The sequence below is a fragment of the Salipiger sp. genome (assembly GCF_048261495.1).
Classification (GTDB): domain Bacteria; phylum Pseudomonadota; class Alphaproteobacteria; order Rhodobacterales; family Rhodobacteraceae; genus Salipiger.
Window position 1 is genome coordinate 382,466 of sequence record NZ_JBLXFX010000002.1, and the last position, 25,987, is coordinate 408,452.

The 25,987-nt window shown below is 69.6% G+C and carries 21 protein-coding genes and 1 tRNA gene; 8 read left to right on the forward strand and 14 right to left on the reverse strand.

Translation table 11 applies throughout. The annotated features are described in order from the left end of the window. Positions 1-36 precede the first annotated feature (36 nt). Entirely contained in the window at positions 37-1,854 is a 1,818-nt protein-coding gene (gene typA / locus ACN0RJ_RS05315; protein ID WP_417722542.1) for a translational GTPase TypA, read from the forward strand. A gap of 106 nt (positions 1,855-1,960) precedes the next feature. On the opposite strand, the gene ACN0RJ_RS05320 is transcribed toward typA, so the two are convergent. The 5 genes from ACN0RJ_RS05320 to recA form a co-directional block, all read right to left on the reverse strand. Further along, the gene (locus ACN0RJ_RS05320; protein ID WP_417722541.1) at positions 1,961-2,308 is read right to left on the reverse strand and encodes a DMT family protein; all 348 of its coding nucleotides are present in this window, start codon (positions 2,306-2,308) and stop codon (positions 1,961-1,963) included. Positions 2,309-2,315: 7 nt separating this feature from the next. After that, positions 2,316-2,603 carry a DUF1330 domain-containing protein gene (locus ACN0RJ_RS05325; protein ID WP_417722540.1) on the reverse strand — a complete coding sequence of 96 codons (288 nt, stop codon included), beginning with the start codon at positions 2,601-2,603 and terminating at the stop codon, positions 2,316-2,318. A 1-nt stretch (position 2,604) separates the two neighbouring features. Continuing rightward, entirely contained in the window at positions 2,605-2,889 is a 285-nt protein-coding gene (locus ACN0RJ_RS05330) for a DUF1330 domain-containing protein (protein WP_417722539.1), read from the reverse strand. Beyond that, entirely contained in the window at positions 2,889-5,567 is a 2,679-nt protein-coding gene (alaS, locus tag ACN0RJ_RS05335) for an alanine--tRNA ligase (protein WP_417723622.1), read from the reverse strand. Before alaS ends, ACN0RJ_RS05330 begins: the two co-directional genes overlap by 1 nt. Positions 5,568-5,783: 216 nt before the next feature. Beyond that, entirely contained in the window at positions 5,784-6,866 is a 1,083-nt protein-coding gene (gene recA / locus ACN0RJ_RS05340; protein WP_417722537.1) for a recombinase RecA, read from the reverse strand. 184 nt (positions 6,867-7,050) lie between these two features. Between recA and ACN0RJ_RS05345 the strand changes: the two genes are divergently transcribed. Next, the gene (locus ACN0RJ_RS05345; RefSeq protein WP_417723623.1) at positions 7,051-7,644 is read left to right on the forward strand and encodes a gamma-glutamyl kinase; all 594 of its coding nucleotides are present in this window, start codon (positions 7,051-7,053) and stop codon (positions 7,642-7,644) included. 33 nt (positions 7,645-7,677) lie between these two features. Here ACN0RJ_RS05345 and ACN0RJ_RS05350 read toward each other — a convergent pair whose 3' ends face one another. The 4 genes from ACN0RJ_RS05350 to ACN0RJ_RS05365 form a co-directional block, all read right to left on the reverse strand. Beyond that, the gene (locus tag ACN0RJ_RS05350; protein ID WP_417722588.1) at positions 7,678-9,906 is read right to left on the reverse strand and encodes an ATP-binding protein; all 2,229 of its coding nucleotides are present in this window, start codon (positions 9,904-9,906) and stop codon (positions 7,678-7,680) included. 181 nt (positions 9,907-10,087) lie between these two features. Further along, complete coding sequence (locus ACN0RJ_RS05355; RefSeq protein ID WP_417723624.1) at positions 10,088-11,236, reverse strand: RsmB/NOP family class I SAM-dependent RNA methyltransferase; 1,149 nt, start codon at positions 11,234-11,236, stop codon at positions 10,088-10,090. After that, a complete protein-coding gene (guaB, locus tag ACN0RJ_RS05360; protein WP_417723625.1) occupies positions 11,233-12,681 on the reverse strand; it encodes an IMP dehydrogenase in 1,449 nt (482 codons plus the stop codon). Before guaB ends, ACN0RJ_RS05355 begins: the two co-directional genes overlap by 4 nt. Before the next feature lie 85 nt (positions 12,682-12,766). Next, positions 12,767-13,648 carry a LysR family transcriptional regulator gene (locus ACN0RJ_RS05365; protein ID WP_417723626.1) on the reverse strand — a complete coding sequence of 294 codons (882 nt, stop codon included), beginning with the start codon at positions 13,646-13,648 and terminating at the stop codon, positions 12,767-12,769. 100 nt (positions 13,649-13,748) lie between these two features. On the opposite strand from ACN0RJ_RS05365, the gene ACN0RJ_RS05370 reads away from it, so the two are divergent. From ACN0RJ_RS05370 to ACN0RJ_RS05385, 4 genes are all read left to right on the forward strand, one after another. Further along, positions 13,749-14,729, forward strand: a complete 981-nt coding sequence (locus tag ACN0RJ_RS05370) for an NAD-dependent epimerase/dehydratase family protein (protein WP_417723627.1) — start codon at positions 13,749-13,751, stop codon at positions 14,727-14,729. Between the two features lie 83 nt (positions 14,730-14,812). Further along, entirely contained in the window at positions 14,813-15,769 is a 957-nt protein-coding gene (locus ACN0RJ_RS05375) for an agmatinase (RefSeq protein ID WP_417723628.1), read from the forward strand. A gap of 143 nt (positions 15,770-15,912) precedes the next feature. Continuing rightward, positions 15,913-17,058 (forward strand): CaiB/BaiF CoA transferase family protein, encoded by a 1,146-nt coding sequence (locus ACN0RJ_RS05380; protein ID WP_417721285.1) that lies wholly within the window; start codon positions 15,913-15,915, stop codon positions 17,056-17,058. A gap of 124 nt (positions 17,059-17,182) precedes the next feature. After that, on the forward strand, positions 17,183-19,225 hold the full coding sequence (locus ACN0RJ_RS05385) for an ASKHA domain-containing protein (RefSeq protein WP_417723629.1): 2,043 nt from the start codon (positions 17,183-17,185) through the stop codon (positions 19,223-19,225). Here the strand turns inward: ACN0RJ_RS05385 and ACN0RJ_RS05390 are convergent, their stop codons facing one another. Further along, entirely contained in the window at positions 19,226-20,209 is a 984-nt protein-coding gene (locus ACN0RJ_RS05390) for a serine hydrolase domain-containing protein (protein ID WP_417721283.1), read from the reverse strand. A gap of 152 nt (positions 20,210-20,361) precedes the next feature. On the opposite strand from ACN0RJ_RS05390, the gene ACN0RJ_RS05395 reads away from it, so the two are divergent. Then, positions 20,362-20,435, forward strand: a tRNA-Gly gene (locus ACN0RJ_RS05395). Positions 20,436-20,454: 19 nt separating this feature from the next. Here ACN0RJ_RS05395 and ACN0RJ_RS05400 read toward each other — a convergent pair. After that, positions 20,455-21,558 carry an acetoin utilization protein AcuC gene (locus ACN0RJ_RS05400; RefSeq protein WP_417723630.1) on the reverse strand — a complete coding sequence of 368 codons (1,104 nt, stop codon included), beginning with the start codon at positions 21,556-21,558 and terminating at the stop codon, positions 20,455-20,457. Positions 21,559-21,661: 103 nt separating this feature from the next. On the opposite strand from ACN0RJ_RS05400, the gene ACN0RJ_RS05405 reads away from it, so the two are divergent. After that, the gene (locus ACN0RJ_RS05405; protein WP_417721281.1) at positions 21,662-22,735 is read left to right on the forward strand and encodes an AbrB family transcriptional regulator; all 1,074 of its coding nucleotides are present in this window, start codon (positions 21,662-21,664) and stop codon (positions 22,733-22,735) included. A 40-nt stretch (positions 22,736-22,775) separates the two neighbouring features. On the opposite strand, the gene ACN0RJ_RS05410 is transcribed toward ACN0RJ_RS05405, so the two are convergent. From ACN0RJ_RS05410 to ACN0RJ_RS05420, 3 genes are all read right to left on the reverse strand, one after another. Further along, the gene (locus ACN0RJ_RS05410; RefSeq protein WP_417723631.1) at positions 22,776-24,602 is read right to left on the reverse strand and encodes an ABC-F family ATP-binding cassette domain-containing protein; all 1,827 of its coding nucleotides are present in this window, start codon (positions 24,600-24,602) and stop codon (positions 22,776-22,778) included. Positions 24,603-24,707: 105 nt separating this feature from the next. Then, entirely contained in the window at positions 24,708-25,475 is a 768-nt protein-coding gene (locus tag ACN0RJ_RS05415) for a GNAT family N-acetyltransferase (protein WP_417723632.1), read from the reverse strand. A gap of 11 nt (positions 25,476-25,486) precedes the next feature. Then, the gene (locus tag ACN0RJ_RS05420; RefSeq protein ID WP_417721278.1) at positions 25,487-25,939 is read right to left on the reverse strand and encodes an outer membrane protein assembly factor BamE; all 453 of its coding nucleotides are present in this window, start codon (positions 25,937-25,939) and stop codon (positions 25,487-25,489) included. Positions 25,940-25,987: the final 48 nt, after the last annotated feature.

Genomic DNA, 25,987 nt, shown 5'->3' on the forward strand with positions numbered 1-25,987 from the left:
TACCTCCGCGCGCGAAACTCCAAAAAGGCATATCCCATGGACCTTCGCAATATCGCGATCATCGCCCACGTGGACCACGGCAAGACCACGCTCGTCGACGAGCTGCTGAAACAATCGGGCGCGTTCCGCGAAAACCAGGCCGTGGCCGAGCGCGCGATGGATTCCAACGACCTCGAACGCGAGCGCGGCATCACCATCTTTGCCAAGCCCACCTCGGTCGAGTGGAAGGGCACGCGGATCAACATCGTCGACACCCCCGGCCACGCCGATTTCGGCGGCGAGGTCGAGCGCATCCTGTCCATGGTCGACGGCGTGGTGCTGCTGGTGGACGCCGCCGAAGGCCCGATGCCGCAGACCAAGTTCGTGACTTCCAAGGCGCTGGCGCTCGGCCTGCGGCCCATCGTGGTGCTGAACAAGGTCGACAAGCCCGACGCGGAACCGGACCGCGCGCTGGACGAATGTTTCGACCTCTTCGCCAACCTCGACGCCGACGAGGACCAGCTCGATTTCCCGCACATGTATGCCTCCGGGCGCAACGGCTGGGCGGATGCCGAGCTCGACGGGCCGCGCAAGGATCTTTCGGCGCTGTTCAAGCTGATCGTGAACCACGTCCCCGCCCCCCGCCAGATCAAGCGCCAGGACGAGGATTTCCGGATGCTGGCGACGACGCTCGGCTCGGACCCCTTCGTCGGCCGCCTGCTGACCGGCCGCGTCGAATCCGGCAAGGTCAAGGTCGGCCAGACGGTGCAGGCGATCAGCCGCATCGGCCAGAAGATCGAGCAGTTCCGCGTCACCCGCGTGCAGGCCTTCCGCGGCCTGTCGCAGTCCGACATCGAGGTCGGCATGGCCGGGGACATCGTGTCGCTGGCCGGGATGACCAAGGCCACCGTGGCCGACACGATCTGCGCCCTCGCCGTGGACGTGCCGCTCGACGCGCAGCCCATCGACCCGCCCACCATCACCGTGACCTTCGGCATCAATGATTCCCCCCTCGCGGGGCGGGACGGCAAGAAGGTGCAGTCGCGCGTCATCCGTGACCGCCTGATGAAGGAGGCCGAGGGCAACGTCGCGATCAAGATCAAGGACACCCCCGGCGGCGAGGCCTTCGAGGTTTCCGGGCGGGGCGAACTCCAGATGGGCGTGCTGATCGAGAACATGCGCCGCGAAGGGTTCGAACTGTCGATCTCGCGCCCGCAGGTGATCATGAAGGAGATGGACGGCGACCTCATGGAGCCGATCGAGGAAGCCACGATCGACGTCGACGACGAATATTCCGGCGCGGTGATCGAGAAGCTGACCGGCGTGCGCAAGGGCGAGCTGGTCGAGATGAAGCCCGCGGGCGCCGGCAAGACCCGGATCATCGCGCATGTGCCCTCGCGCGGCCTGATCGGCTATCACGGCGAATTCCTCACCGACACCCGCGGCACCGGCGTGCTGAACCGTGTCTTCCACGGCTGGGCCAAGCACAAGGGCCCGATCGAGGGCCGTCGCGCGGGCGTGCTGATCTCGATGGAGAACGGCGAGGCGGTGGCCTATGCGCTGTGGAACCTAGAGGATCGCGGCAAGATGTTCCTCGGTGCGCAGGCGCCGGTGTATACCGGCATGATCATCGGCGAGCATTCGCGCGACAACGATCTCGAAGTGAACCCGCTGAAGGGCAAGAAGCTGACCAACGTCCGCGCCTCGGGCACGGATGAAGCGGTGCGCCTGACGACGCCGGTCACGCTGAGCCTCGAAGAAGCCATCGCCTATATCAACGACGACGAACTGGTCGAGGTCACGCCGAACGCCATCCGCCTGCGCAAGCGCTATCTCGACCCGCACGAGCGCAAGCGGCAGTCGCGCCAGCCCTGAGGGAGAAAGGGGGCGCTGCCCCCGTCCGTCTGCGGCGGACTCCCCCGGGATATTTCGGGCCGGAAGAAACGGGGAAGGCCGGGCCATGGTGCCCGGCCTTCTGCCGTCATGCGAAGGGGCCGCGGAAGATGAAGAAGGCGCCGAGCGCGATGAAGCCGAAGCCGACCGCGTGGTTGAGGGTCAGCGGTTCCTTGAGCCAGAGCGTCGAGAAGGCCGCGAAGACCGCCAGGGTGATGACCTCCTGGATGGTCTTGAGCTCGGCGGCTGAATAGACCTGATGACCGATGCGGTTGGCCGGGACCGCGAGCCAGTATTCGACCAGGGCGATGCCCCAGCTGACCATGACCACGGTCCGCAGCGGTGCCGAGGGCCATTTCAGATGGCCGTACCAGGCCGCCGTCATGAAGACGTTCGAAGCGATCAGAAGCAGGATCGGCAGGACCCGGGCCGACACGGCAGGATCATTCGGTGATTTCGACGATCACCAGGTCGCGTTCCGACGCGCCGCGCGCATGGGACAGGGCCTCCTGGTAGTCGGGCGAATTGTAGCAGGCCTCGGCGGCTTCGACGCTCGGGAAGCGGGCGACGACGTTGCGGGCGCGGTCCCGGCCTTCAAGCTGCACGTAGCGTCCGCCGCGGGCGACGAAGCTGCCGCCATGGGCGGCGATGGCCGGACCGGCGAGCTTGGCATAACGGCCGTAGGCTTCGGCGTCGGTGACGGTCACATGAGCGATCCAGAGGGCGGGCATGTCAGACTCCTTCCACGATGACGAGATCGCGCGTGCTTGCCGCCAGCGCGATGGTCCTGAGCTGCTGGTATTCCGCCGAGTCGTACCACGCGCGGGCCGCCCCGGCAGAGGGGAATTCGATGAGCACGTGACGCTCGGGCGCCGTGCCCTCGAGGATCTCCTGGGTGCCGCCCTTGGCGCGGAACACCCCGCCGAAGGTCGCGGCGGAGGCCACGGTCCGGGCGGCATAGGCCTTGTAGGCCTCGGGGTCGGTCACGGTCACCCGGGCAATGACATAGGCGGTCATCAGCCCTCCAGCACGGCTTCCGCCGCCCTGATCGCCTCGTCCGAGCGGCTGATGTCCTTGGCCCCGCCCTGGGCGAGATCCGGCCGGCCGCCGCCGCCCTTGCCGCCGAGCGCGCCGACCGCCGCCTTGACCACGTCCACCGCCGAGACCTTGCCGGTCAGATCCTCGGTGACGCCCGCCGCCACCGCCGCCTTGCCGTCGGCATCGGCGATCAGCAGCACCACGCCGGTGCCGAGACGGCCCTTGTGCTCGTCGATCAGCGGCGGAAGATCCTTGCCGGACACGCCGCTCAGAACCTGCGCGACGAACCGGACCCCCGCCACGTCGCGCACGTCGACGCCGCCGCCCTGCCCCGCACCACCGGCCATCGCCAGTTCGCGGCGCAGCTGTGCGACCTCGTTGCTCAGCGCCTTGCGCTCGTCGAGCAGCGCCGCGACCCGCGCCACCACGTCGGCGCCGCGGGATTTGACCAGCCCCTCGACCTCGCCCAGCACCAGATCGCGCCCGCGCAGTTCGGCCATCGCCGCCTCGCCGGTCAGCGCCTCGATCCGGCGCACGCCGGCGCTCGACGCGGTTTCCGAGGTCAGCGCGAAGGTCCCGATATCGCCGGTCTGCGCCACGTGGGTGCCGCCGCAGAGTTCGAGGGAATAGGTCTGCCCGTCCGCACCCTTGCCGGAGCCCGGCAGGGCGCCCATGGACACGACGCGCACCTCGTCGCCGTATTTCTCGCCGAACAGCGCCTGGGCGCCGATCGCCCGCGCATCGTCGGGCGTCATGATCCGCGTGGTCACCGGGCTGTTCTGCCGGATGAAGGCGTTCACCTCGCGCTCGACCTGCGCGATTTCCTGCGGGCTCAATGCCTTGGCATGGGAAAAGTCGAACCGCAGACGGTCCGGCGCGTTGAGCGAGCCGCGCTGCGCCACGTGATCGCCGAGCGCGCGGCGCAGGGCCTCGTGCAGCAGGTGGGTGGCGGAGTGATTGGCGCGGATGGCGGAGCGGCGGTCGTGATCGACCTCCAGCGCCACCGCCTCGCCCCTCGCGAACCGGCCCGAGGTCACGGTGACCTGATGCGCGAAGACCTTGCCGCCGCCCATCTTCTGGGTCGCCGTCACCTCGGCCACGTCGCCCTCGTTCTCGAGCCGCCGCAGCCAGCCGGTGTCACCCACCTGGCCGCCGCTTTCGCCGTAGAACGGCGTCTGGTTCAGCACGATCCAGCCGCTCTCTCCGGCTTCGAGCGCCTCGACCGCCTTGCCGTCGCGCACCAGAGCCAGCATCTGGCCCTCGGCGGTCTCGGTGTCGTAACCGAGGAAATCCGTCGCGCCGTGGGTCTCGGCAATGTCGAACCAGATCGCCAGATCCGCCGCCTCGCCGGAGCCGGACCAGGCGGCACGCGCCTTGGCCTTCTGCTCGGCCATGGCCGCGTCGAATCCCGCCGTCTCGACCTCGCGGCCGCGCTCGCGCAGCGCATCCTGGGTGAGATCCAGCGGAAACCCGTAGGTGTCGTAGAGCTTGAAGGCCGCCTCGCCGGGCAGCTTCGCGCCGTCACCGAGGCCGGTCAGCTCGTCGTCGAGCAGCTTCAGCCCGCGATCCAGCGTCTGCTTGAAGCGGGTTTCCTCCAGCTTCAGCGTCTCCTCGATCAGCGCCTGCGCCCGCACCAGCTCCGGATAGGCCGCACCCATCTGGCGCACCAGCGCCGGAACCAGCCGGTACATCACCGGGTCCCTGGCGCCGAGCATGTGCGCATGGCGCATCGCGCGGCGCATGATCCGGCGCAACACGTAGCCGCGCCCGTCGTTCGAAGGCATCACCCCGTCGGCGATCAGGAAGGAGGTCGAGCGCAGATGATCCGCGATCACCCGGTGATGGGTCTTGCCGGGACCGTAGGGATCGGTGCTCGTCGCATCGGCCGAAGCCTCGATCAGCGCCCGGATGAGGTCGGTGGCATAGTTGTCGTTGGTGCCCTGCAACAGCGCCGCGACCCGCTCGATCCCCATGCCCGTGTCGATGCTCTGCGCATCCAGCGCGCGCATAGAGCCGTCCTCGAACTGCTCGTTCTGCATGAAGACGAGGTTCCAGATCTCGACGAAGCGATCCCCGTCCTCCTCCGGCGATCCGGGAGGGCCGCCCCAGTACTTGTCGCCGTGGTCGAAGAAGATCTCCGTGCAGGGGCCGCAGGGCCCGGTCGGCCCCATCATCCAGAAGTTGTCATTGGTCGGAATGCGGATGATCCGGTCGTCGGAAAGCCCCGCCACCTTCTTCCAGATCTCGGCCGCCTCGTCGTCGGTGTGATAGACCGTGACCAGCAGCCGGTCCTTCGGGATGTCCAGTTCCCTGGTGATCAGCTCCCAGGCAAAGGGAATCGCATCCTGCTTGAAATAGTCCCCGAACGAGAAATTTCCCAGCATTTCAAAGAAGGTATGATGCCGCGCGGTATATCCCACATTGTCGAGATCGTTGTGCTTGCCCCCGGCGCGCACGCATTTCTGCGCGGTGGTGGCGCGCTTGTAGTCGCGGGTTTCGACCCCGGTGAACAGGTTCTTGAACTGAACCATCCCGGAGTTGGTGAACATCAGCGTGGGGTCGTTGCGCGGCACCAGCGGGCTCGACGGCACGACCTTGTGGCCCTGTTTCTCGAAATAGCCCAGGAAGGTGGAGCGGATATCGTTCAGCGTCGGCATGTCTATGGTCTCTCAGCGCCTGATGGCATCGGTTCGCACCGATGTATCGCCCCGCCCGGCCCCTGTCCATAACCGCCTGACGATTCCCCGCCCCGCTTCTTCGGTTCGGCAAATATCCCGGGGGAGTCGCCGCGCATGCGGCGACGGGGGCAGAGCCCCCGGACGAAACGGGCGCCGCAATCGCGACGCCCGAACCCCTGCGCGATCTCGCCGGCCTCAGCCGTCCATCACCTCGTCGTCCGACCCGTCGCCGTCTTCCTCGGACATGTGGAAATCCAGCCCGTGCGCGGCACGGATCTTGTCCTCGATCTCCAGCGCGATGCGGGTGTTCTCCTTGAGATAGGTCTTGGCGTTCTCCCGCCCCTGCCCGATCCGCTCGTCGCCGTAGGAATACCACGACCCCGACTTGTCCACGACGCCCGCCTTCACCCCGAGATCGAGCATCTCGCCGGTCTTGGAAATGCCCTCGCCGTACATGATGTCGAATTCCACCTGCTTGAAGGGCGGTGCGACCTTGTTCTTCACCACCTTCACGCGGGTCTGGTTGCCGACCACCTCGTCGCGGTCCTTGATCGACCCGATGCGGCGGATGTCCAAGCGCACCGAGCTGTAGAATTTCAGCGCGTTGCCGCCGGTCGTGGTCTCGGGCGAGCCGAACATCACGCCGATCTTCATGCGGATCTGGTTGATGAAGACCACCATGCAGTTCGAGCGCGAGATCGAGCCGGTGAGCTTGCGCATCGCCTGGCTCATCAGGCGGGCATGAACGCCGACGGAGCTGTCGCCCATGTCGCCCTCGAGCTCGGATTTCGGTGTCAGGGCCGCGACCGAGTCGACCACCACGAGGCTGACCGCCCCGGAGCGCACCAGAGTGTCGACGATCTCCAGCGCCTGTTCGCCGGTGTCGGGCTGCGAGATCAGCAATTCGTCCAGATCGACGCCCAGCTTGCGGGCATATTGCGGGTCGAGCGCATGTTCGGCATCGACGAAGGCGCAGACGCCGCCCTTCTTCTGCTCCTCGGCCACCACGTGCAGGGTCAGCGTGGTCTTGCCCGAGCTCTCGGGGCCGTAGATCTCGATGATCCGCCCCTTGGGCAGGCCGCCGATCCCCAGCGCGATGTCGAGACCGAGCGAGCCGGTCGAGGTCGATTCGATGTCCTTGAGGACATTGTCCCCGCCCAGCTTCATGATCGAACCCTTGCCGAACTGCCGTTCGATCTGGGCCAGGGCCGAGTCGAGCGCCTTCTGGCGGTCCGCGTTGCGCTTGCTGTCCATAGTCAGAAGATCTGCCGTTGCCATGAGTTCCAATCCTTATTTCACACGCGCCCGGGCGCGGCAATGACTGCTTTCGTTCGCCTCTTGTTCTCATTTCCATATGAGACCAAAAAGAGAACATTTCAAGTCGAATATTCTGGCCCCACTTTTCCGCCTGTTGGTTAAGGAGTAGTTTACGGCAACGGCGAATATGCGGGCGGGAGGCGGGATGCTGGTATTCTGGAAGGCGCGGCTGGTCATTCTGGCGGTGCCCAAGACGGGAACCTCCGCCTACGAGGCGGCGCTGGCGCCCCATGCCTCCATGGCCGTTCTCGACCCGCCCGAGCTGAAACACGCGCCGCTCTACCGCTACAACCGCTTCTTCCGTCCGATGTTCGACAAGGTCGGCGGCGAAGAGATGGAGCTGATGGCCGTGGTCCGCGAGCCGGTGTCCTGGCTCGGCTCCTGGTTCCGCTACCGCCAGCGCGGATTTCTCGACGGGCGGCCGGTCTCGACCCGCGGCATGAGCTTCGACCGCTTCGTCGAGGCCTACCTGCAGGACGCCCGCCCCCCCTTCGCCGATGTCGGCAGCCAGGCGACCTTCGTGGAACCGCGTCCGAACGGCACCTCGGTGCGCCACCTCTTCCGCTACGAGCACCAGGAAAGGATCACCGGATTTCTCGAAGACCGCCTCGGGCTCCGGCTGGAGCTGCCGCGCTCGAATGTCTCGCCGCAGGGCGACCCGAGCCTCTCGCCCGCGATCCGCGCCCGGCTGCAGGAGGTCTGCGCGGCGGATTTCGAGGTCTGGAACCGCGCCCTCTGACGGGCGCATCCCCGCGCGGGCCGGTCCGCGGGCCTAATGGAACTGGCTGTGAACCGTTTCCGTCAACTCGTTGAGAGAAAACGGTTTCGGCAGGAAGACCGAGTTCGGTACGACCTCCTGTCCATCGCCGAAGGCATCCTCGGCATAGCCCGACACGAAGACCACGCGGGTGTTCGGTCTGACCTTCAGCGCCTGGCGCACCCAAGTCGGCCCGTCCATGCCCGGCATCACCACGTCGGTCACGAAGACGTCGACGTTCACGGCGGGATCTTCGAGCTTTTCCAGCGCATCCTCCGCCGTCTCCGCCTCGATCACGGTGTAGCCGCGCAGCCGCAGGGCGCGCGCGGCGAAGGCGCGCACCGGCGCCTCGTCCTCGACCAGGAGGACGACGCCAGCGCCCTTCTGCGGCAGCTTGCGCGGCTCGGCGGCGACCTTGGGAACGGCCATGGCCGCCTCGACCTCGTGCGAGGGGAACAGCAGGGTGAAACAGGTGCCGCTGCCCACGACGCTGTCGACGAAGATGAACCCGCCGGTCTGCTTGACGATGCCGTAGACCGTCGACAGGCCCAGCCCCGTCCCCTCGCCCGTGCGCTTGGTGGTGAAGAAGGGCTCGAACACCTTCTGAAGCTTGTCCTGCGCGATGCCGCAGCCCTCGTCGATGACCTTGACCGAGACATAGGAGCCCGGCTCGACCGAGGCGCGGTCGCGCTTCATCTCCTCGTGCAGCACGAGACGCTCGGTCTCGATCACGATCTCGCCGCCGTCGGGCATGGCATCGCGGGCGTTGACCACGAGGTTCATCATCACCTGTTCCAGTTGCCGCCGGTCGCCGCGGATCGCGGGCAGCACCGGATCGTGGCGCAGGGTGAGATGCACCTTTTCCCCCACCAGCCGGTTCAGCAGATGGGTGAGGTCGGACAGCGCGTCCCGAAGATCCAGCACTTCGGGCCGCAGGGTCTGCTTGCGCGAGAAGGCGAGCAGCTGCCCGACCAGCGCGGCGGCGCGATTGGCATTCTGGTTGATCTGCACGAGGTCTGCATAATCCGGATCGCCCTGGTCGTGCCGCAGCAGCAGCAGGTCGCAATGGCCCGAGATCGCGGTGAGCAAGTTGTTGAAATCATGCGCGACACCGCCGGCGAGCTGACCGATGGCCTGCATCTTCTGGCTTTGCACGAACTGCGCCTCGAGGGTCTTGAGCTCCGTCGCGTCGTTCAGCACCGCCACCAGTTCGGCGCGGCCCGCCTGCATCACGCGGTTGAGCGTGACCTGCACGAAGACCTCGCGGTCCGGGCGGGTCAGGCGCAGGAATTCCGAGCGGTGCAACCCGCGCCCGGCGGCCGCCTCGCTGAGCCAGTCGGTGATCGAGCGGCCCAGCCCCTCCATGTATTCGCCGACATTGCGCCCGTCCGCCGTGTCGACGTCGAGCATCGCGCAGGCGCCCGGATTGGCGCGCAGGATGCGGCCGTCCGGCGCGACGCGCAGCAGCGGGACCGGCAGGTCGTCGAAACTGGCCGTCGCGGTTTCGCCGACCTCCGGCTCCGTCACCGCCTGCAGGACGATTTCCTGGCGGCCGACGCCGGCTTCGCCGCAGCGCACGAGAAAGGTCTGCGGGCCCTCTGCCGTCGCGAATTGATGGGGCTTTCCGGGGCGCAGCGGAAGATCCTGAAGAACGTCCTCCAACCGCTTGATACGGCGACCGAAAACGGTTCTGGCCTGGGCGTTCATGTAGAGCACGGCACCGCTGCGGCCGACGGTCAGCACCGGCGGTTCGGGCATGTCCTCCTCTCCGGCGCGCTTGGGCATCGGCTCGACCCGCCAGAAGAAATGCCCCGCGTCCACCGGGCGCAGCGCCAGCCGGAACCGACCGGCATGGGTCACCACGTCCTCCCGCGCGGAGCCGTGTTCCCCCGCGCGCACGCGCAGCCGGTGCAGCACCCCTTCGGAGCTCGCGATGACATTGCCGAGAAGCTGCGCAAGGTCCTGCCCGCTCGACGCCTGGAAATTGGACCGTGCCGCGGCGTTGGCAAAGATCAGCACCCCGGACTGGTCGGTGACCATGACCGGCGCCGGATCGGTTTCGGCGAATTCGTTGAGCACCGCAAGGTCGTGGCGCTTCTGACCGCGGCGGAAGAGATGGAACAGCGTCGACAGCAGCGCCATCACCACGAAGGCGACCGCCGCCGCGAGAAAGCCGTACTGCATTTCCTGGACGGGCGAGAGGCCGGCAAGCGCCACGCAGCCCAGACCGAAGCCGAACAGCATCAGGGCCGTCTTGACCACACCGGGGGCCCATCTGGGGCGGTCATGATTGGTAAACATCGGTCCTGCCACGCTTCGCCCGTTTACGACACTCCAACTGACTGTGTCGCACATTGCGGATTAACCGGAGGTAAACCAAATCCACATTCACCCACAGGTTGATGCGAACAAGAACATCTCAAGCTTAACGCGTCAAGCGGGCGAGGAAAAAACCGTCCCCGCCGTCGCCCGGCAGGAATCTGTGGCGCGCGCCATCGCTCCAGGAGCCGTGTCGGCCGAGAAAGGCGTCGATCTGCGCGTCGTTTTCCGGTGTCAGCACCGAACAGGTGGCATAGGCCAGCGTCCCGCCGGGGCGCACCAGCGTGCTCACCTCGTCGAGAATGGCGGCCTGGGTGGCGCGCAGCACATCGAGCCGGGCGGCATCCAGCGCCCATTTCCCTTCGGGAGACCGCCGCCATGCACCGCTGCCGGAACAGGGCACGTCGCAGAGCACGAGGTCGTACTGGCCGCGCGGTGCGCTCACCGGCTCGACCACGGCACCCGCCCGCCGGGCGCGCGCGGGCAGGTCGGACATGCGGCGGGGGTCGGCGTCATGCGCCTCGACCGGGCCGCGCAGGAGGGCGGCCATGGCCAGAGCCTTGCCACCGCCGCCGGCACAGAAATCCAGCACCCGCATGCCGTGCACCAGCGGCAGCGCCGCGACCACGGCCTGGCTTGCCGCGTCCTGCAGTTCGACCAGCCCGGTCTCGTAGGCGCGCGACCGGGCGATCCCGCGCGCGCCTTCGGTGACCTCTAGCGCGGTGGCGGCCAGCGGGTGGACGCGGGCGGCGATGCCGTCCTCGGCAAGCGAGGCGATGGCGCGGGGGACATCGCCGCGCAGCAGGTTCACGCGCAGGAAGGCGGGCGCGCGGTGACGCATCGCCTCGGCCACGGCAGGCGCCTCGGGGCCGAGCGAGCTTTCGAAGAGCGGGATCAGCCAGTCGGGAAGGTCGAGCGCGTCGGGACCCGTCGCCGGAGCCCCGGCCGCCGCCTCCTCGTCGCTTTGCGGGGCGGGCGCGTGCCCCTCGCCGGAGAACAGCGCCGCGACATCCCCGCCGGTCTGGCGCAGCAATCCCAGCATCCGGCCCCGCCCGGTCGCGGCGCCCCCCGCCACGGCGGTCGACCGCCAGCGGCGCAGCACGTCGAAGACGTGATCGCGCACGGCGGCGCGGTCCTTGGACCCCGCATAGCGCGCGCCCCGCGCCCAGTTGGTGAGCGCCTGCTCGGCCGGAGCCCCCGCGCCGATGCGGTCGAGGATCTCCGCCGCCGCCTGAACCCGCGCCGCAGGGGTCATCCGATGCGGTAGTTCGGGGATTCGCGGGTGATCTGCACGTCGTGCACGTGGCTTTCCTTGAGCCCCGCGTTGGTGATCTTCACGAAGGTGCAGTTCTGCCGCATCTCCTCGACCGTGGCGCAGCCCGTGTAGCCCATCGCCGCGCGCAGACCCCCGACCAGCTGGTGGATCACCGCGCCGGCGGAGCCCTTGTAGGCCACCTGCCCCTCGATGCCTTCCGGCACCAGCTTGTCGCTGGCCGCGTCCTTCTGGAAATAGCGGTCGGCCGAGCCGCGCGCCATCGCGCCGAGCGATCCCATGCCGCGATAGGCCTTGAACGAGCGGCCCTGGTAGAGGATCACCTCGCCCGGGCTTTCGTCCGTGCCCGCGATCATGCTGCCGACCATGGCGCAGGAGGCCCCGGCCGCGATGGCCTTGGCGAAATCGCCCGAGAACTTGATGCCGCCGTCGGCGATCACCGGAACGTCGCCCGCCGCCTTCGCGCAGTCCATGATGGCGGTGAGCTGAGGCACGCCGACGCCCGCGACCATCCGCGTCGTGCAGATCGAGCCCGGCCCGATGCCGACCTTGACCGCATCCGCGCCCGCATCGATCAGCGCCCGGGTCGCCTCGGCCGTGGCGACGTTGCCGGCGATCACCTGCACCTCGTTCGACAGGCGCTTGGCGCGGGCCACCGCCTCGATCACGCCGCGCGAATGGCCGTGGGCGGTGTCGATCACCACGATGTCGACGCCCGCGTCGACCAGCGCCTCGGTCCGCTCGAAACCGCTGTCCCCGACCGAGGTCGCCGCCGCCACCCGCAGGCGTCCGAGATCGTCCTTGCAGGCGGTGGGGTTGAGAACCGCCTGCTCGGTATCCTTCAGCGTCAGCAGGCCGGTCAGCTTGCCGTTGCGGTCGGTCACCAGCAGCTTTTCGATCCGGCGTTCGCGCATCAGGCTGATCGCCATGTCGCGGTCCGCGGGCTCCTGCAGGATGGCGAGATGCTCCGAGGTCATCATCACCCGCACCGGGGTTTCGTCCTTCTGGGCGAAGCGCATGTCGCGGTTGGTCACGATCCCCACGACGCGGTGCTTTTCATCGACCACCGGGAACCCGGTGAAGCCGTAGCGTTCGGTCAGTGCCTTGGCGTCGGCCAGGGTCTGGTCCGGCGTCAGCGTCACCGGGTTGTAGACGATCCCGCTCTCGAACCGCTTCACGCGCCGCACTTCCTGCGCCTGCCGCTCCACGTCGAGGTTCTTGTGGATGACCCCGATGCCCCCCGCCTGCGCCATGGTGATCGCCATGCGCGCCTCGGTCACGGTGTCCATCGCGGAACTCAGCAGCGGAATGTTGAGCGCGATGGCGCGGGTGACGCGGGTGCGGGTGTCCGCCGTGCTGGGCAGCACGGAGGATGCGGCGGGAACGAGAAGGACGTCGTCGAAGGTGAGGGCCTCGCGAATCTCCATGGGGTCGGCTCCTTGGGAGGGGATCGGTTGGCGCGTCCCTATCGCACGGATGGCCGGGAGGGGAAAGACCCAAACCGGCGCGGCCTCATACCCCGGAATACCCCGCCACCAGCGCATCGAACACCGCACGCACGCGCGGCACCCGCCGCAGGTCGCCATGGGTGACGATCCAGACCCCGAGCCGGGCCACCGTCACCTCGGGCAGGACGCGGCTCAGGACGGGGTCGCGCTCTCCCGCCGGGACCTGGATCACCGCGATGCCGATCCCGGCGCGCGCCGCGGCGATCTGGGCGGGATGGCTGTCGGTGCGCAGAACGAAGCGCGCCGGGCCGAGATCCGGCGCGAGCCGGGCCGCCACTTCGAGGTCGGGAAGACTGCGGTCCGGGCCGATCAGATCATGCGCCGCAAGATCCGCGACCGATCCCGGCCGCCCGCGCCGGGCGAGGTAGTCGCGCGCCGCGAAAAAGCCCAGCGGGATCTCGGCGACCCGTCGCGCCACCAGCGCCTCCTGCTCCGGGGCGACGGTGCGCACCGCGAGATCGACCTCGCGCCCGAGAAGATCCGCGCGCGCATTGCTCAGCGCCAGTTCGACGACCAGTCCGGGATGGCTGTCGCGCAGCGGGCGCAGCATCGCGGGCACGACCTCGACCCCCATGAACTCCGGCACGCTGAGCCGCACCCGCCCCGCCGCCTCGCCCGCGGGGGCCGAGGCCTGGCGCAGAAACTCCTCCGAGGCCAGCGCCATGCGCCGCGCGCTGTCCCGCAGCGCCAGCGCGACATCCGTCGGGGCCAGCCCGCGCGCCGAACGGGTGAACAGGACCGTGCCGAGCGCCGCCTCCAGCGCGTCGATCCGCGCCCGAACGGTCGGATGCGAGAGGCCGAGCCGGCGCGCGGCGCCGGACAGGCTGCCTTCGTCCAGAACGGCGAGGAACAGGCGCTGATCGTCCCAGGAAATCCGGTTGTTCATAAATTTCTTTCTATCTTCTGACGGATTATTTGCAATTATCTTTCACCCTCTCCGGCGCCATCCTCTCCCCATGACATTCCCCCCCATGCAGGAGAGACCCATGACCCCCACACCCCCGCGCACGGCCCTCGTTCTCGGCGCAACAGGCGGTATCGGCGGCGCGATCGCGCTGGCGCTGCGCCGTCACGGCTGGGAGGTGCACGGCATGGCGCGGCGCCTGCCCGAGACCGGTCCGGCCGGGCTGCACTGGCACCGGGGCGATGCGCTGTCGCCCGGGGATGTCCGCGCCGCCGCCGAGGGGGCGGACGTCATCGTCCATGCGGTCAACCCGCCGGGCTACCGCGACTGGGACCGGCTGGTGCTGCCGATGCTCGACAACACCCTGCAGGCCGCGCGCGGGACCGGCGCGCGCATCGTCCTGCCCGGCACGATCTACAACTACGATCCGGCCGGGACTCCGGTGGTCCGCGACACGACACCCCAGCACCCCCGCAGCCGCAAGGGCGCGATCCGGGTCGAGATGGAGCGGCGGCTGGAAGCCGCGGCGCCGGAGGTGCGCACCCTGATCCTGCGGGCGGGCGATTTCTTCGGCCCCGGCGCGCGGTCGTCCTGGTTCGGGCAGGCCATGGTCGCGCCCGGCAAACCGCTGCGCCGCATCGTCGATCCGGCGGTGGGCGCCGGGCATTCCTGGGCCTACCTGCCCGATCTCGCCGAAACCTTTGCCCGCCTGCTCGACCTGCCGGGACTGCGCCCGTTCGAGCGGCTGCAATTCGAGGGGCTGCACGACGACACGGGCCGGGTGATGACCGACGCGCTGCGCCGCATCGCCGGGCGCGACCTGCCGGTATGGCGGTTTCCCTGGTGGCTGATCGCCGCGCTCGCCCCCGTCGCCCGCTTCCCCCGCGAGGCGGCCGAGATCGCGCCCTTCTGGCGTCACCCCATGCGGCTCGACAACACCCGGCTGCGCGCGCTTCTGGGAGAGGAGCCGCGCACCGCGACCGACACCGCGCTCCGGCGCACGCTCGAAGCCATGGGCAGCCTGCCCGCCGACGCCGCGACCCCGGCGCAGCGGGCCGCCTGAACCGGGCACGGCGGACCTTGCCCGCCCGCGCCTTTCCGGCCAGAGTCCGGCAAACCTCGCCACGTCGTCGGAAGGAAACGGATATGGGCCATGGCTATCAGGGCGGGCGGCTGGATCTGCCCTTCACCGGCATCTGCACCTTTGCCCGCAAACCCCACGTTCCGGACTGGACCGCGCTCGACTGCGACGTCGCGATCCTCGGCGCGCCCTTCGACGCGGGCACCCAGTGGCGGGCCGGGGCGCGGTTCGGCCCGCGCGCGGTCCGCGAGGCCTCGACCCTGTTTTCCTTCGGCCACGCCGGGGCCTACGACCACGAGGACGACGCGACCTATCTCGGCGAGGACGTGCGGATCTTCGACATGGGCGACGCCGACATCGTGCATACCGATACGATCAAGAGCCACGCCAACATCCGCGCCGGGGTCGAGGCGGCGCTGGCGGCCGGGGCGCTTCCGGTGGTGATCGGGGGCGATCATTCCGTCAACATCCCCTGCATCGAAGCCTTCGAGGGACAGGCGCCCTTTCACATCCTCCAGATCGACGCGCACCTGGATTTCGTCGACGAACGCCACGGGGTGACGCGCGGCCACGGCAACCCGATGCGCCGCGCGGCCGAGAAACCCGTGGTCAGCGGGCTGACGCAGGTCGGCATCCGCAACGTCTCCTCCACAGCGCGCGAGGGCTACGAGGATGCCCGGCGCATGGGGTCCGACATCCTGTCGGTACGCCAGGCCCGCCGGATAGGCCCCGGCGGCGTGGCGGCGCGCATTCCGCAGGGGGTGCCGGTCTACATCACCCTCGACATCGACGCCTTCTGCCCCTCCATCGCGCCGGGCACGGGCACGCCGTCGCACGGGGGGTTCCTGTACTACGAGGTGCTGGAACTGCTGCAGCACGTGGCGCGCGCGCATCCGGTGGTCGGCATCGACCTTGTCGAGATCGCGCCGGATCACGATCCCGCCGGCTCGACCGCGATCCTCGGGGCGCAGGTGCTTATGAACCTGCTGGGGTTCATCTTTCACGCCCGCGCCGCCGCCTGAGACCTGCCCGCGGATCGGGCATCTGCCGCAGCAAGGGCACAGGATCGGCGGAACCGGGCGCATCCGGCATTCCGCCCTTGCGAGCCCCCGGCGAGTTCTGAGACTCTGCCCCCGAGCAGCCCGACCACATGAAAGATCCGACCATGTCGCTTCCCCTCGCCGGCATCACGGTCCTCGATTTCACGCGCATCCTCGCCGGACCCTTCGCCACGATGACCCTTGCCGATCTCGGCGCGACGGTCATCAAGATCGAACGCCCGGGGCGCGGCGACGGCGCGCGCGCCATGCCGCCGCTCAAGGACGGGCGCAGCGCCTGGTTCGCCGCCGTCAACCGGGGCAAGAAATCCCTCGCGCTCGACCTCGACCTCTCCGCCGACCGCGAGATGCTCGACGCGCTGCTGGAACGATCGGACGTGCTGGTCGAGAATTTCCGCCCCGGCATCATGGCCCGCTTCGGGCTGGACTGGGCGGCGCTGCACAAGGACCATCCGGGGCTGGTCTATGCCTCGCTCACCGGCTACGGCCAGACCGGGCCGGATGCGAAGCGCCCCGCCTACGACACCGTGATCCAGGCGCGCGGCGGGCTCATGGCACTGACGGGGGCCGCCGGGCAGGCCCCGGTGCGCGCGGGTGGGTCGCCCGCCGACGTGGCCGCCGGGCTCTACCTCGCGCTCGGGGTGCTGGCGGCGCTGACCGACCGGGCCCGTACCGGGCGCGGCCGGCGGGTCGACGTGGGGATGCTCGACGCGCAGGTCGCGGTGCTGGGCGACATGCTGGCGATGACCTCGGCCGGTGCGCCGCCGACGCCCGCCAGCACCCGGCACCCCGCCTTCGCCCCGTCCGAGGCGGTCTCGGCCGCCGACGGGGCCTTCGTGCTCGCGGCGGGCAATGACGCGCTGTTCGAAAAGCTCTGCCTGACGCTGCAACTGCCGGTGTCGGGCGATCCGCGCTTTGCGGACAATGCCGCGCGGGTGGCCAATGCGCGCCTGCTGAAACGGCTGATCGAGGCGGTGACGCTGGAACATCCCCGCGCCCACTGGCTCGCGCGGCTCACCGCCGCCGGCATTCCCTGCGCCCCGGTGCAGGGGCTGGACCAGGTGCTGAAGGACCCGCAGGTGCTGGCCCGCAACATGGTGATCGACGTGCTCGACCGCTACGGGCGCACCGCGTTCAAGGCAGCGGGCAACCCCGTCAAGATGTCGGACATGGAAGACAAGCCGACCCGCACCGCCGCGCCCGATCTCGACGCCCACCGGGGCGAGATCCTGCGCTGGCTCGATGGCGCCTGACCGCCCGTCCCCGCGCAACGGCAGCCCTGCCGCCTTCGCATTCCGGACCTGTCGCGCCGCTTCCCGCCTTTCCCTCCGCGCGTCAGCCGCTATGGTCGCGCCAAAGAGCGCCACAGGACCCGACATGACCAAAGACCCCCTCGTCGTCTTCACCCCCTCCGGCAAACGCGGCCGGTTTCCCGCAGGCACGCCGGTTCTGACGGCCGCGCGCCAGCTCGGGGTGGATCTCGATTCGGTCTGCGGCGGGCGCGGCATCTGCTCGAAATGCCAGATCACCCCGGCCTGGGGCGATTTCTCCAAACACGGCATCACCTCTGCCGAGGGCGCGCTGTCGCAGTGGAACGCGGTCGAGCAGCGCTACGACGACAAGCGCGGGCTGAAGCCGGGGCGGCGGCTGGGATGCCAGGCGCAGATCCTCGCCGACGTGGTCATCGACGTGCCCCCCGAAAGTCAGGTCCACCGCCAGGTGGTGCGCAAGGCCGCCTCGGCCCGGGTGATCGAGATGGACCCGGCGACCCGCCTCTACTACATCGAGGTCGACGAGCCCGACATGCACGAGCCGACCGGCGACGTCGAACGCATCGCGCGCGCGCTGTCGGCGCAATGGGGTATCGAAAAGATATCCACAGACTTTTCCACACTTGCACTTCTGCAACCGATCCTGCGCAAGGGCGGCTGGAAGATTACCGTTGCCCTGCACAATACCGACACCGAAAGCCCGCCCCGCCTTGTCGCCGCATGGCCCGGACTGCACGAGGGCGGGCATTTCGGCCTCGCCATCGACCTCGGCTCGACCACCATCGCGGCGCATCTGACCAATCTCGAAACCGGCGTGGTGATCGCCTCCTCGGGGATCATGAACCCGCAGATCCGCTTCGGCGAGGATCTGATGTCGCGCGTCTCCTACGCCATGATGAACCCCGGCGGCGACCGCGAGATGACCGCCGCCGTGCGCGAGGCCATCGCCACCCTCGCCACCGCAATCGCGCAGGAGGCCGGGATCGACCCGTCGCTGATCCTGGAACTGACCTTCGTCTGCAACCCGGTGATGCACCACCTGCTGCTCGGGATCGACCCGGTGGAACTTGGCCAGGCGCCCTTCGCGCTTGCCACCTCCTCGGCGCTGAACCTGACGGCGGCGGATCTGCGGCTCACCACCCTGCCCGCCTCGGCGCAGGTCTACATCCTGCCCTGCATCGCGGGCCATGTCGGGGCGGATGCCGCCGCCGTGGCGCTCTCCGAACAGCCCGACAGGTCCGAAGACCTCGTGCTCGTGGTCGACGTCGGCACCAATGCCGAGATCCTGCTCGGCAACACCTCGCGCGTGCTGGCCTGTTCCTCGCCCACCGGGCCGGCCTTCGAGGGCGCGCAGATCAGTTCCGGTCAGCGCGCCGCGCCCGGTGCCATCGACGCCATCCGCATCGACCCCGCGACCAAGGAACCGCGCTTCCGCGTCATCGGCTGCGATCTCTGGTCCGACGATCCGGGCTTTGCCGAGGCGACGGCCGCGACCGGCATCACCGGGATCTGCGGCTCCGGCATCATCGAGGCGGTGGCGGAAATGCGCATCGCCGGCCTGCTCGATTCCAAGGGGCTGATCGGCTCGGCCGAACAGACCGGCACGGCGCGCAGCCGCCCCGAGGGGCGCACCCATGCCTATCTTGTGCATGACGGCAGCGCCGACGGCGGCCCCGTCATCACCGTGACCCAGGGCGACATCCGCGCCATCCAGCTTGCCAAGTCCGCGCTCTATGCAGGGGCGCGGCTGCTGATGGACGAGATGGGCGTGGACAAGGTCGACCGCGTGGTGCTGGCCGGTGCCTTCGGCGCGCATATCTCGCCGCTGCACGCGATGGTGCTGGGGATGATCCCGGACGTGCCGCTCGACAAGGTGACCTCGGCGGGGAACGCCGCGGGGACCGGCGCGCGCATCGCGCTCTGCAACCTCGCCGCCCGTCGCCAGATCGAGGCCGAGGTGCGCCGCATCACCAAGGTCGAAACCGCCATCGAGCCGCGTTTCCAGGAGCATTTCGTCGCCGCCAACGCGATTCCCCACGCCACCGACGGCTTTCCGGAGCTGGCGAAGATCGTGACCCTGCCGCAGGTCGCCTTCAACGCCGGTGGCAGCGGCGAGGACGGCGGGCGCCGCAGGCGGCGGCGGGGGTGATCAGACCTCGGCCGCGATCCGGGTGCAGAGGTCGCGCAGATCGCCGAAATAGCCCTCGGAGCGGGCCGGCTGCGTCGGGTCCGAGGTGATCGCGACGACCAGCGACCGCTCGGGCACCACCGCCAGCATCTGCCCGCCGTAGCCCCGCCCGTAGGCGGCGGGGGTGCCGTCCATCGTGGTCAGGAACCAGCCGTAGCCGTAGCGGTCGCCGGAAAACGGCGAGCGGCCGCGCGGCTCCCAGCTTGTGGCAAGCCAGCCCTCGGGCAGGACCGCCGTGCCGTTCCAGCGCCCGCCGCCCGCCGCCATCGCGCCGATCCGCGCCAGGGCGCGCGGCGACAGCGCCATCTCGTTGCCGCCGAGGTAGCGCCCCTGCGGATCGCGGACCCAGGGCGCGAAGTCGATGCCGAGCGGCGCGCCGAGCCATTGCCGGGCCAGCGTCAGCAGGTTGTCCCCGGTCACTTCGGACAGCACGGCGCCGAGCACGTGCCAGCCGCCGGTGGAATAGATGAACCGACCGCCGGGCCGGTCGACCAGATCCGCCCCGAGCGCCGCGCCGACCCAGTCCGGGCTGGAGACCCAGGCGCCGTAGCCCGCCCCCGACACGCTTTCGAGACCGGTCTGCATCGACAGCAGGTGGCCCACCGTCAACCCGTCCCGCGCATCGCCCGCGGGCCCGCGCCCGAGCAGCGGCAGAACCGGCGCGTCGATGGCGACCAGCCCGCGCCCGATGGCGATGCCCGCCAGCAGCGACACCAGCGTCTTGGAGACCGATTTCACGTTGGCGACCCGGTCGAGGCCCGGCCCCCGGAAGGCGCGGGCAAAGACCTCCTCCCCCGCGCGCAGCACGACGAGCGAATGCAACTGGTCCAGGGTCGCGGCCCGCGCGGCAAACCCCGCCTCCTGCGCCCGCAGGACGGCGGGCGCGAACAGCCCGGCGGCAGCGCCGGAAAGCAGCATCAGGCGGCGGGTCGGATGGTCGGGCATGGGCATCTCCTTTGCGCCGATCATTGCCCCGGCGGCGGCGGCCGCAACCCACGGCGCTTCACGACCGCGTGGGGCCCGCGATCCCGCTGCCATCGCGCTGCAATCCACTTGACGAGGCCCGCCAAGGCAGACTATCTCCGGTGGGCGTCGCGGCGGGTATGATGTAATGGTAGCCTGTCAGCTTCCCAAGCTGAACGCGCGGGTTCGATTCCCGCTACCCGCTCCAAAGCCGCGCCTTTCCTCTCCTATATCCTCGACCGAAGATGGCGCACGCCGTCGCGGATCCCGTCCCGGATCGGGCCGTGGCGCGGTTCGTCCCGGAGGGTGGTCAGCATCTCCGGCGCGGGACGGCCCCGGCGCGACCAGTCGAGCCCGCGCAGATGCGCCTCGGCGGTCTCCGGCAGACGGTCGGGGATCTCCTGTCCCGACAGGGTCGCCCAGACCCCGGCCCAGCAGCGCGCCACGGACCAGGGGTTGTAGCCGCCGCCGCCCGCCAGCACGAGTCGCGGCGCGAGATCGCGCAGCGCCGCGACGGCCGAGAAATGCGCGTTGTTCGACAGTGCCAACCGCGCCAGCGGATCCTCGAGCAGCGCATCGGCGCCGCATTGCAGGTAGACCGCATCGGGGCGGAAGGCTTCGACGGCGGGCAGGATCATCTCTTCCAGCACCAGCGCGAATTCGCTGTCGTTGAAGCCGCGCGGCACCGGCAGGTTGAAGGCCGCGCCGCCGGCCGTGTCGCCGAGCGCCCCGGTGAAGGGCCAGCGCCGCGCCTCGTGGACCGAGATCACCCGCACCGCCTGCGAGCCGGAAAAGGCCAGTTCCACCCCGTCGCCGTGATGCGCGTCGATATCCACGTAGACCACGCGCCGCGCCCCGAGGCGCAGAAGGTGCAGGATGGTCAGCACCGGCTCGTTGAGAAAGCAGAAGCCGCTGGCGCGGTCGGGCAGCGCGTGATGGGTGCCGCCGCCGGAATTGTAGACCGGCCCCTGCCCCGCCATCACCAGTTCCGCCGCCAGCAACCCGCCGCCGACGGCGGTGGCGGGACGGCGGAACATCTCGGGGAAGACCGGGTTCGACACGGTGCCGAGCCCGTGCTTCAGCCGCATCGCCTCGCTCACCCGGCCCTCGGCCTCGGCGCGTTGCAGCGCGTCGATGTAGGGCGCGGTGTGAAAGGCCCGCAGCGCGGCGGGGCGGGCCATGGGGCTGGTGCGGAACCGCCCGCGCGGCAGCCAGCCGAGCAGCCGCGCGAGGTCGGTCGCGGCGGGCACCCGTTCGATGGACAGCGGATGGCGCACGCCGTAGCGCGAGCCGCGATAGATCTCGGAGCCGATGAAGGTTGCCTGCCTCATGCCGCCACCCTGACGTTTCGCGCGCCGCTGTCCAGAGCCGCCATGACGCGAAAGCCCCCGCGCCCCGTTGCACCTGCCGAAAACTTCGGCTTATGTCGCGGCCATGACCCTCTCCTCCCTGTCGCTCCGGATGATCGCCACCACGGCCCTGCTGCTGGTCGCGGGCGGCGTCGGCGGATTGCTGGCGCAGTGGGCGCATCTGCCGATGCCCTTCATGCTCGGCAGCATCGCGACCTCGGGTGCCGCGGTGGCCCTGCTGCACGACCGGGCGATGACGGATTACGCCTTTCCGCTGAAATTCCGCACCTTCTTCATCGGCCTGATCGGGGTGATGATCGGCACCCAGGTGACCCCCGAGATCCTCGGCCTCGTGCCCGAGCTTCCGGCCACCCTCGGAGCGCTGGCGGTCTTCGTGGTGCTGGCGAACGGCGGCAACTACCTGATCTTCCGCCGCATCGGCGGGCTCGACACGCGCACCGCCTATTACGCTGGCGCGCCGGGCGGGCTGATGGAAAGCCTCGTCCTCGGGGAACGGGCGGGGGCCGATCTGCGGGTGCTGACGGCACAGCAGTTCCTGCGCATCATCATCGTGATCACCATCCTGCCCTCGGCGCTGTCGATCTGGCTGGGTCATCCGGTGGGCAGCGCGGGCGGACTCGCCCCCACCAGCAAGGGGCCGGTGGGCTTCGAGACGCTGCTGCTGATCGCGGGCGCGGCGGCGGTCGGGCTGCTGGCGGCACATTACACCCGCCTGCCCGCGGGACAGATCACCGGCCCGATGCTGCTGTCGGCGGCGGTGACGCTGTCGGGCTCGGTCGATCTGCACCTGCCGTTCTGGCTGATCGCCATGGCGCAGGTGGTGGTGGGCACCTCGCTCGGACTGCGGTTCGGCGGCATTTCCGCCGCGATGCTGCGCCGCTCGGTCGGGCTGAGCCTGCTGTCGGTGCTCTGGATGCTGGCGCTCGGCGGCGTCTTTGCCGTGGCGCTCGCGGCGATCACCGGCATCCCGTTCCTGCACCTGATGATTTCCTTTTCGCCCGGAGGCGTCACCGAGATGTCGGTGGTCGCGCTGTCGCTCGCGGCGAATCCGGCGCTGGTCAGCCTGCATCACGTGGTGCGCATCCTGCTGACCGTCGGACTGATGGTGCTGGTCGACCGGCGGATGCGCGCGCCCTAGGCGGCGTGGCCCACCGGCCCCCGGCCTCAGCCATCAGCCTTCAGCCCTCGGCCCGCTCCGCGAGATCCAGCCATTCCTCCTCGGCGGCGGCGAGCTTCTGCTGCCGTTCGGTCAGCGCCTCGGTCGCCTTGCGGAACTTCACCGGCTCGCGGCTGAACAGCTCCGGGTCGGCCATCAGCCCTTCGAGCTTGCCGATCTCGCCCTCGAGCCGCGCGATCACGCCGGGCAGTTCCTCGAGCCGGTGCCTTTCGGTAAAGCTGAGGCCGGGCTTGCCGGGGGCCTCCTTGTCCACCGCCGGTTTCGGGGCGGATTTCGCCGCCGCCCGGCCCGGTTTGTCGGCGGCGGTCGGCGCGGCACTTTCCTGACGCTGGGCGCGGTAGTCGCTCCAGCCGCCGGCATAGACCACGGCGCGGCCGTCCCCCTCCATCGCGATGGTCGTCGTCGCCACCCGGTCGAGAAAATCGCGGTCGTGGCTGACCAGCAGCACGGTGCCGTCATATTCGCCGAGCAGATCCTGCAACAGGTCCAGCGTTTCCACGTCGAGATCGTTGGTCGGTTCGTCGAGCACCAGCAGGTTGCTTTCCCGCGCCATGATCCGGGCCAGCAGAAGCCGCGCCTTTTCCCCGCCCGACAGGGACTTGACCGGCGCGCGCGCCTGGCGTTCGTCGAACAGGAAATCCTTGAGATAGCCGACCACGTGGCGCGGCTGTCCGCGCACCAGCACCTGGTCGGCCTTGCCCGAAACCCGCATCTCGGGATCGCCGGTCAGGCTCTCCCAGAGCGACATCTCGGGATCGAGCCGGGCACGGGCCTGGTCGAAGACCGCGATCTCGAGGTTGGTGCCGAGCTTGACCGTGCCGCTGTCGGGCGCGGTCTGGCCGGTCAGGATGTTGATGAGCGTGGTCTTGCCGGTGCCGTTCGGCCCGACCAGCGCCAGCCGGTCGCCGCGCTGCACGGTGAGCGAGAAGTCCCGGACGATGGTCTTGTCGCCGAAGGCCTTGGAGATGTCGCGGGCCTCGATCACCTTCTTGCCGGAGGCGGGGGCCGAGGCCAGATCCATCGCCGCCGTGCCCTGGCGGCGGATCATCGCGGAACGTTCCTGCCGCAGCGCCTTGAGCGCCCGCACGCGGCCCTGGTTGCGGGTGCGGCGGGCCGAGATGCCCTCGACCGCCCACTTGGCCTCGGCCTTGATCTTGCGGTCGAGCTTGTGACGCGCGTCGTCCTCGTCGGACCAGATCTTGTCGCGCCAGTCCTCGAAGGCGGCAAAGCCCTGCTCCTGGCGCCGCACCGCGCCCCGGTCGATCCAGAGCGTCGCGCGGGTCAGGGTTTCGAGGAACTTGCGGTCGTGACTGATGAGGACAAAGGCCTTGCGGGTGCCGCGCAGCTCTTCTTCGAGCCAGCCGATGGCGGAAATGTCGAGGTGGTTGGTCGGTTCGTCCAGCAGCATGACGTCGGGATCGCCCGCCATCAGCCGGGCCAGCGCCGCGCGCCGCCGCTCCCCGCCCGAGGCGGTGGCGACGGGGCGCGCCGGATCGAAGCCGAGCCCCTCGCCTGCGCGCTCGACCCGGTACATCTCGGCCGGGTCCAGACCCTCGGCGGCATAATCCCCGAGGGTGGCAAAGCCCGAGAGGTCGGGATCCTGCTCCATGTAGCCGACGCCGATGCCCGCGGGCACGGTGCGCGCGCCGGTGTCCGGCTCCACCAGTCCCGCCATGACCTTGAGCAGGGTCGATTTGCCCGAGCCGTTGCGCCCCACCAGCGCGACGCGGTCGCCGGGCTGGACGGTCAGGGAAAGGTCGGAAAACACCGGCTCTCCCCCGAAGGTGAGCGCGATGTCGGTGAGCTGGAGAAGGGGTGCCTGTGCCATGCCGCTGCGCTAGAGCGGCGCGCCGCCAGCGTCAAGGCCCCGCGCGCGGCGCCCGGGGCGGCACCGATTTTTCGACGACGGATCGCGCCTCCCCCCGGGGCGGGTTCAGGACGCGATGGCGCGCAGGGCACGGGCCCGCGCGGGGGGAATCGCCGCCGTCTCGACCCCGGTGAAGACGTGCAGCGTGTTCATCTCCCGGTCCACCACCGCATGGTCGCTGACCCAGCCGCCCATGGAGAGGTAGGTGCGCAGCAGCGGCGGCATCTGTTTCATCGCCGCCCGGCCATCCCCCGGCCCCGGCCCGAGCCGCACCACCTCCGGCGCCTTCACGCCGATCCGGCGGCGTTCGGGGGCGGCGTGGTGCGCGCCGAGCCGCGCCAGCGCATCGCCGTAGGGCGCGGGATCGGTGCCCCGGAAGCTGACGCAGCCGAACAGCATCCGCCCGGCGCGCGCATCCACCAGTGCCGTGATCGCCCCCCAGGCGATCCGCAGGACGTCCGGGTCGGTCAGCCCCGGCCGGACGCAGAATCGCCCCAGCTCGAGCAAGGGGCCGTCGAGCGCCGACAGCCGGTCGAGATCGTAGAACCGCGCGGCATAGCTGCGCCCCAGCGCCGCCCCGTCCGGCAGCCAGAGGCAGCGGAAGCAGGCGACCGGCGCCTCCTCCTCCGCCGCCTCGATCAGCACGTGGTCGCAGAGATCGTCATGGGCGTCGCGATCGGCCCGGCCGCCCGGACCGAAGAAGGCCAGCCCGCGCAGCGCCTGCGCGGCGGCGACGTCGCGCGCATCCGCGGCCAGGCGCGCCCGCAGGCGGCCACGCGACAGAAGGATGCCTCCGGCAGCCCCCGCATCCTGATCGGTCTGACGGGGGATCATCCGGCGACTCCCTAGTTTTCCAGCATGTTGCCCAGGTTGAGCCCGCCGATGTTGCCGAACAGCCGGCGGATGAAGCCGAGATCGCCATCGGTGGTCTTGGTGATCCGCCGGGTCAGCGGCACGACGTTGCCGTCCTGCAGCCCGTAGCGCGTGATGTTTTCCACCACGCCCGCGGGATCGAAGGTGATCGCCAGCACTTCGCGGTCGATCACCTCGGGTGCCTGCCAGGCAAAGGTGCGCACATCCGTCTTGATATAGTAGAAATCGCCCTCGTTCAGCACGCCCGAGGTCGAGGGCACGCCGATCACGTCCTCGACCGTGCCGCGCGTGTCGACGCCCGGAACGATCTGCTGAAGCTCTTCCTCGGACGGCGTATAGCCATGCGAGCGATACTGCGCCGTGCAGGCCGTCAGCCCGATTGCGGCGATTCCCGCCATCAGCGCGATTCTCAACCCTCTAGCCATCGCCACCCGTTCCTGCCCCGCCTTGCCTCTTGTCTTGACCTTAGCGGC

Bases quoted from the DNA above. Each gene is read 5' to 3' on its own strand.
- ACN0RJ_RS05415 (WP_417723632.1), bottom strand. From the start codon at position 25,475: ATGATCCCCCGTCAGACCGATCAGGATGCGGGGGCTGCCGGAGGCATC.
- alaS (WP_417723622.1), bottom strand. From the start codon at position 5,567: ATGCCGACGCTGAACGATATCCGCTCCACCTTCCTGGGCTATTTCGAG.
- ACN0RJ_RS05400 (WP_417723630.1), bottom strand. From the start codon at position 21,558: ATGAGGCAGGCAACCTTCATCGGCTCCGAGATCTATCGCGGCTCGCGC.
- ACN0RJ_RS05385 (WP_417723629.1), top strand. From the start codon at position 17,183: ATGACCAAAGACCCCCTCGTCGTCTTCACCCCCTCCGGCAAACGCGGC.
- typA (WP_417722542.1), top strand. From the start codon at position 37: ATGGACCTTCGCAATATCGCGATCATCGCCCACGTGGACCACGGCAAG.
- ACN0RJ_RS05420 (WP_417721278.1), bottom strand. From the start codon at position 25,939: ATGGCTAGAGGGTTGAGAATCGCGCTGATGGCGGGAATCGCCGCAATC.
- ACN0RJ_RS05370 (WP_417723627.1), top strand. From the start codon at position 13,749: ATGACCCCCACACCCCCGCGCACGGCCCTCGTTCTCGGCGCAACAGGC.
- ACN0RJ_RS05350 (WP_417722588.1), bottom strand. From the start codon at position 9,906: ATGCTGTTCGGCTTCGGTCTGGGCTGCGTGGCGCTTGCCGGCCTCTCG.
- ACN0RJ_RS05410 (WP_417723631.1), bottom strand. From the start codon at position 24,602: ATGGCACAGGCACCCCTTCTCCAGCTCACCGACATCGCGCTCACCTTC.
- ACN0RJ_RS05405 (WP_417721281.1), top strand. From the start codon at position 21,662: ATGACCCTCTCCTCCCTGTCGCTCCGGATGATCGCCACCACGGCCCTG.
- ACN0RJ_RS05365 (WP_417723626.1), bottom strand. From the start codon at position 13,648: ATGAACAACCGGATTTCCTGGGACGATCAGCGCCTGTTCCTCGCCGTT.
- ACN0RJ_RS05375 (WP_417723628.1), top strand. From the start codon at position 14,813: ATGGGCCATGGCTATCAGGGCGGGCGGCTGGATCTGCCCTTCACCGGC.
- ACN0RJ_RS05355 (WP_417723624.1), bottom strand. From the start codon at position 11,236: ATGACCCCTGCGGCGCGGGTTCAGGCGGCGGCGGAGATCCTCGACCGC.
- ACN0RJ_RS05345 (WP_417723623.1), top strand. From the start codon at position 7,051: ATGCTGGTATTCTGGAAGGCGCGGCTGGTCATTCTGGCGGTGCCCAAG.
- ACN0RJ_RS05325 (WP_417722540.1), bottom strand. From the start codon at position 2,603: ATGCCCGCCCTCTGGATCGCTCATGTGACCGTCACCGACGCCGAAGCC.
- ACN0RJ_RS05330 (WP_417722539.1), bottom strand. From the start codon at position 2,889: ATGACCGCCTATGTCATTGCCCGGGTGACCGTGACCGACCCCGAGGCC.
- ACN0RJ_RS05390 (WP_417721283.1), bottom strand. From the start codon at position 20,209: ATGCCCGACCATCCGACCCGCCGCCTGATGCTGCTTTCCGGCGCTGCC.
- ACN0RJ_RS05380 (WP_417721285.1), top strand. From the start codon at position 15,913: ATGTCGCTTCCCCTCGCCGGCATCACGGTCCTCGATTTCACGCGCATC.
- guaB (WP_417723625.1), bottom strand. From the start codon at position 12,681: ATGGAGATTCGCGAGGCCCTCACCTTCGACGACGTCCTTCTCGTTCCC.
- recA (WP_417722537.1), bottom strand. From the start codon at position 6,866: ATGGCAACGGCAGATCTTCTGACTATGGACAGCAAGCGCAACGCGGAC.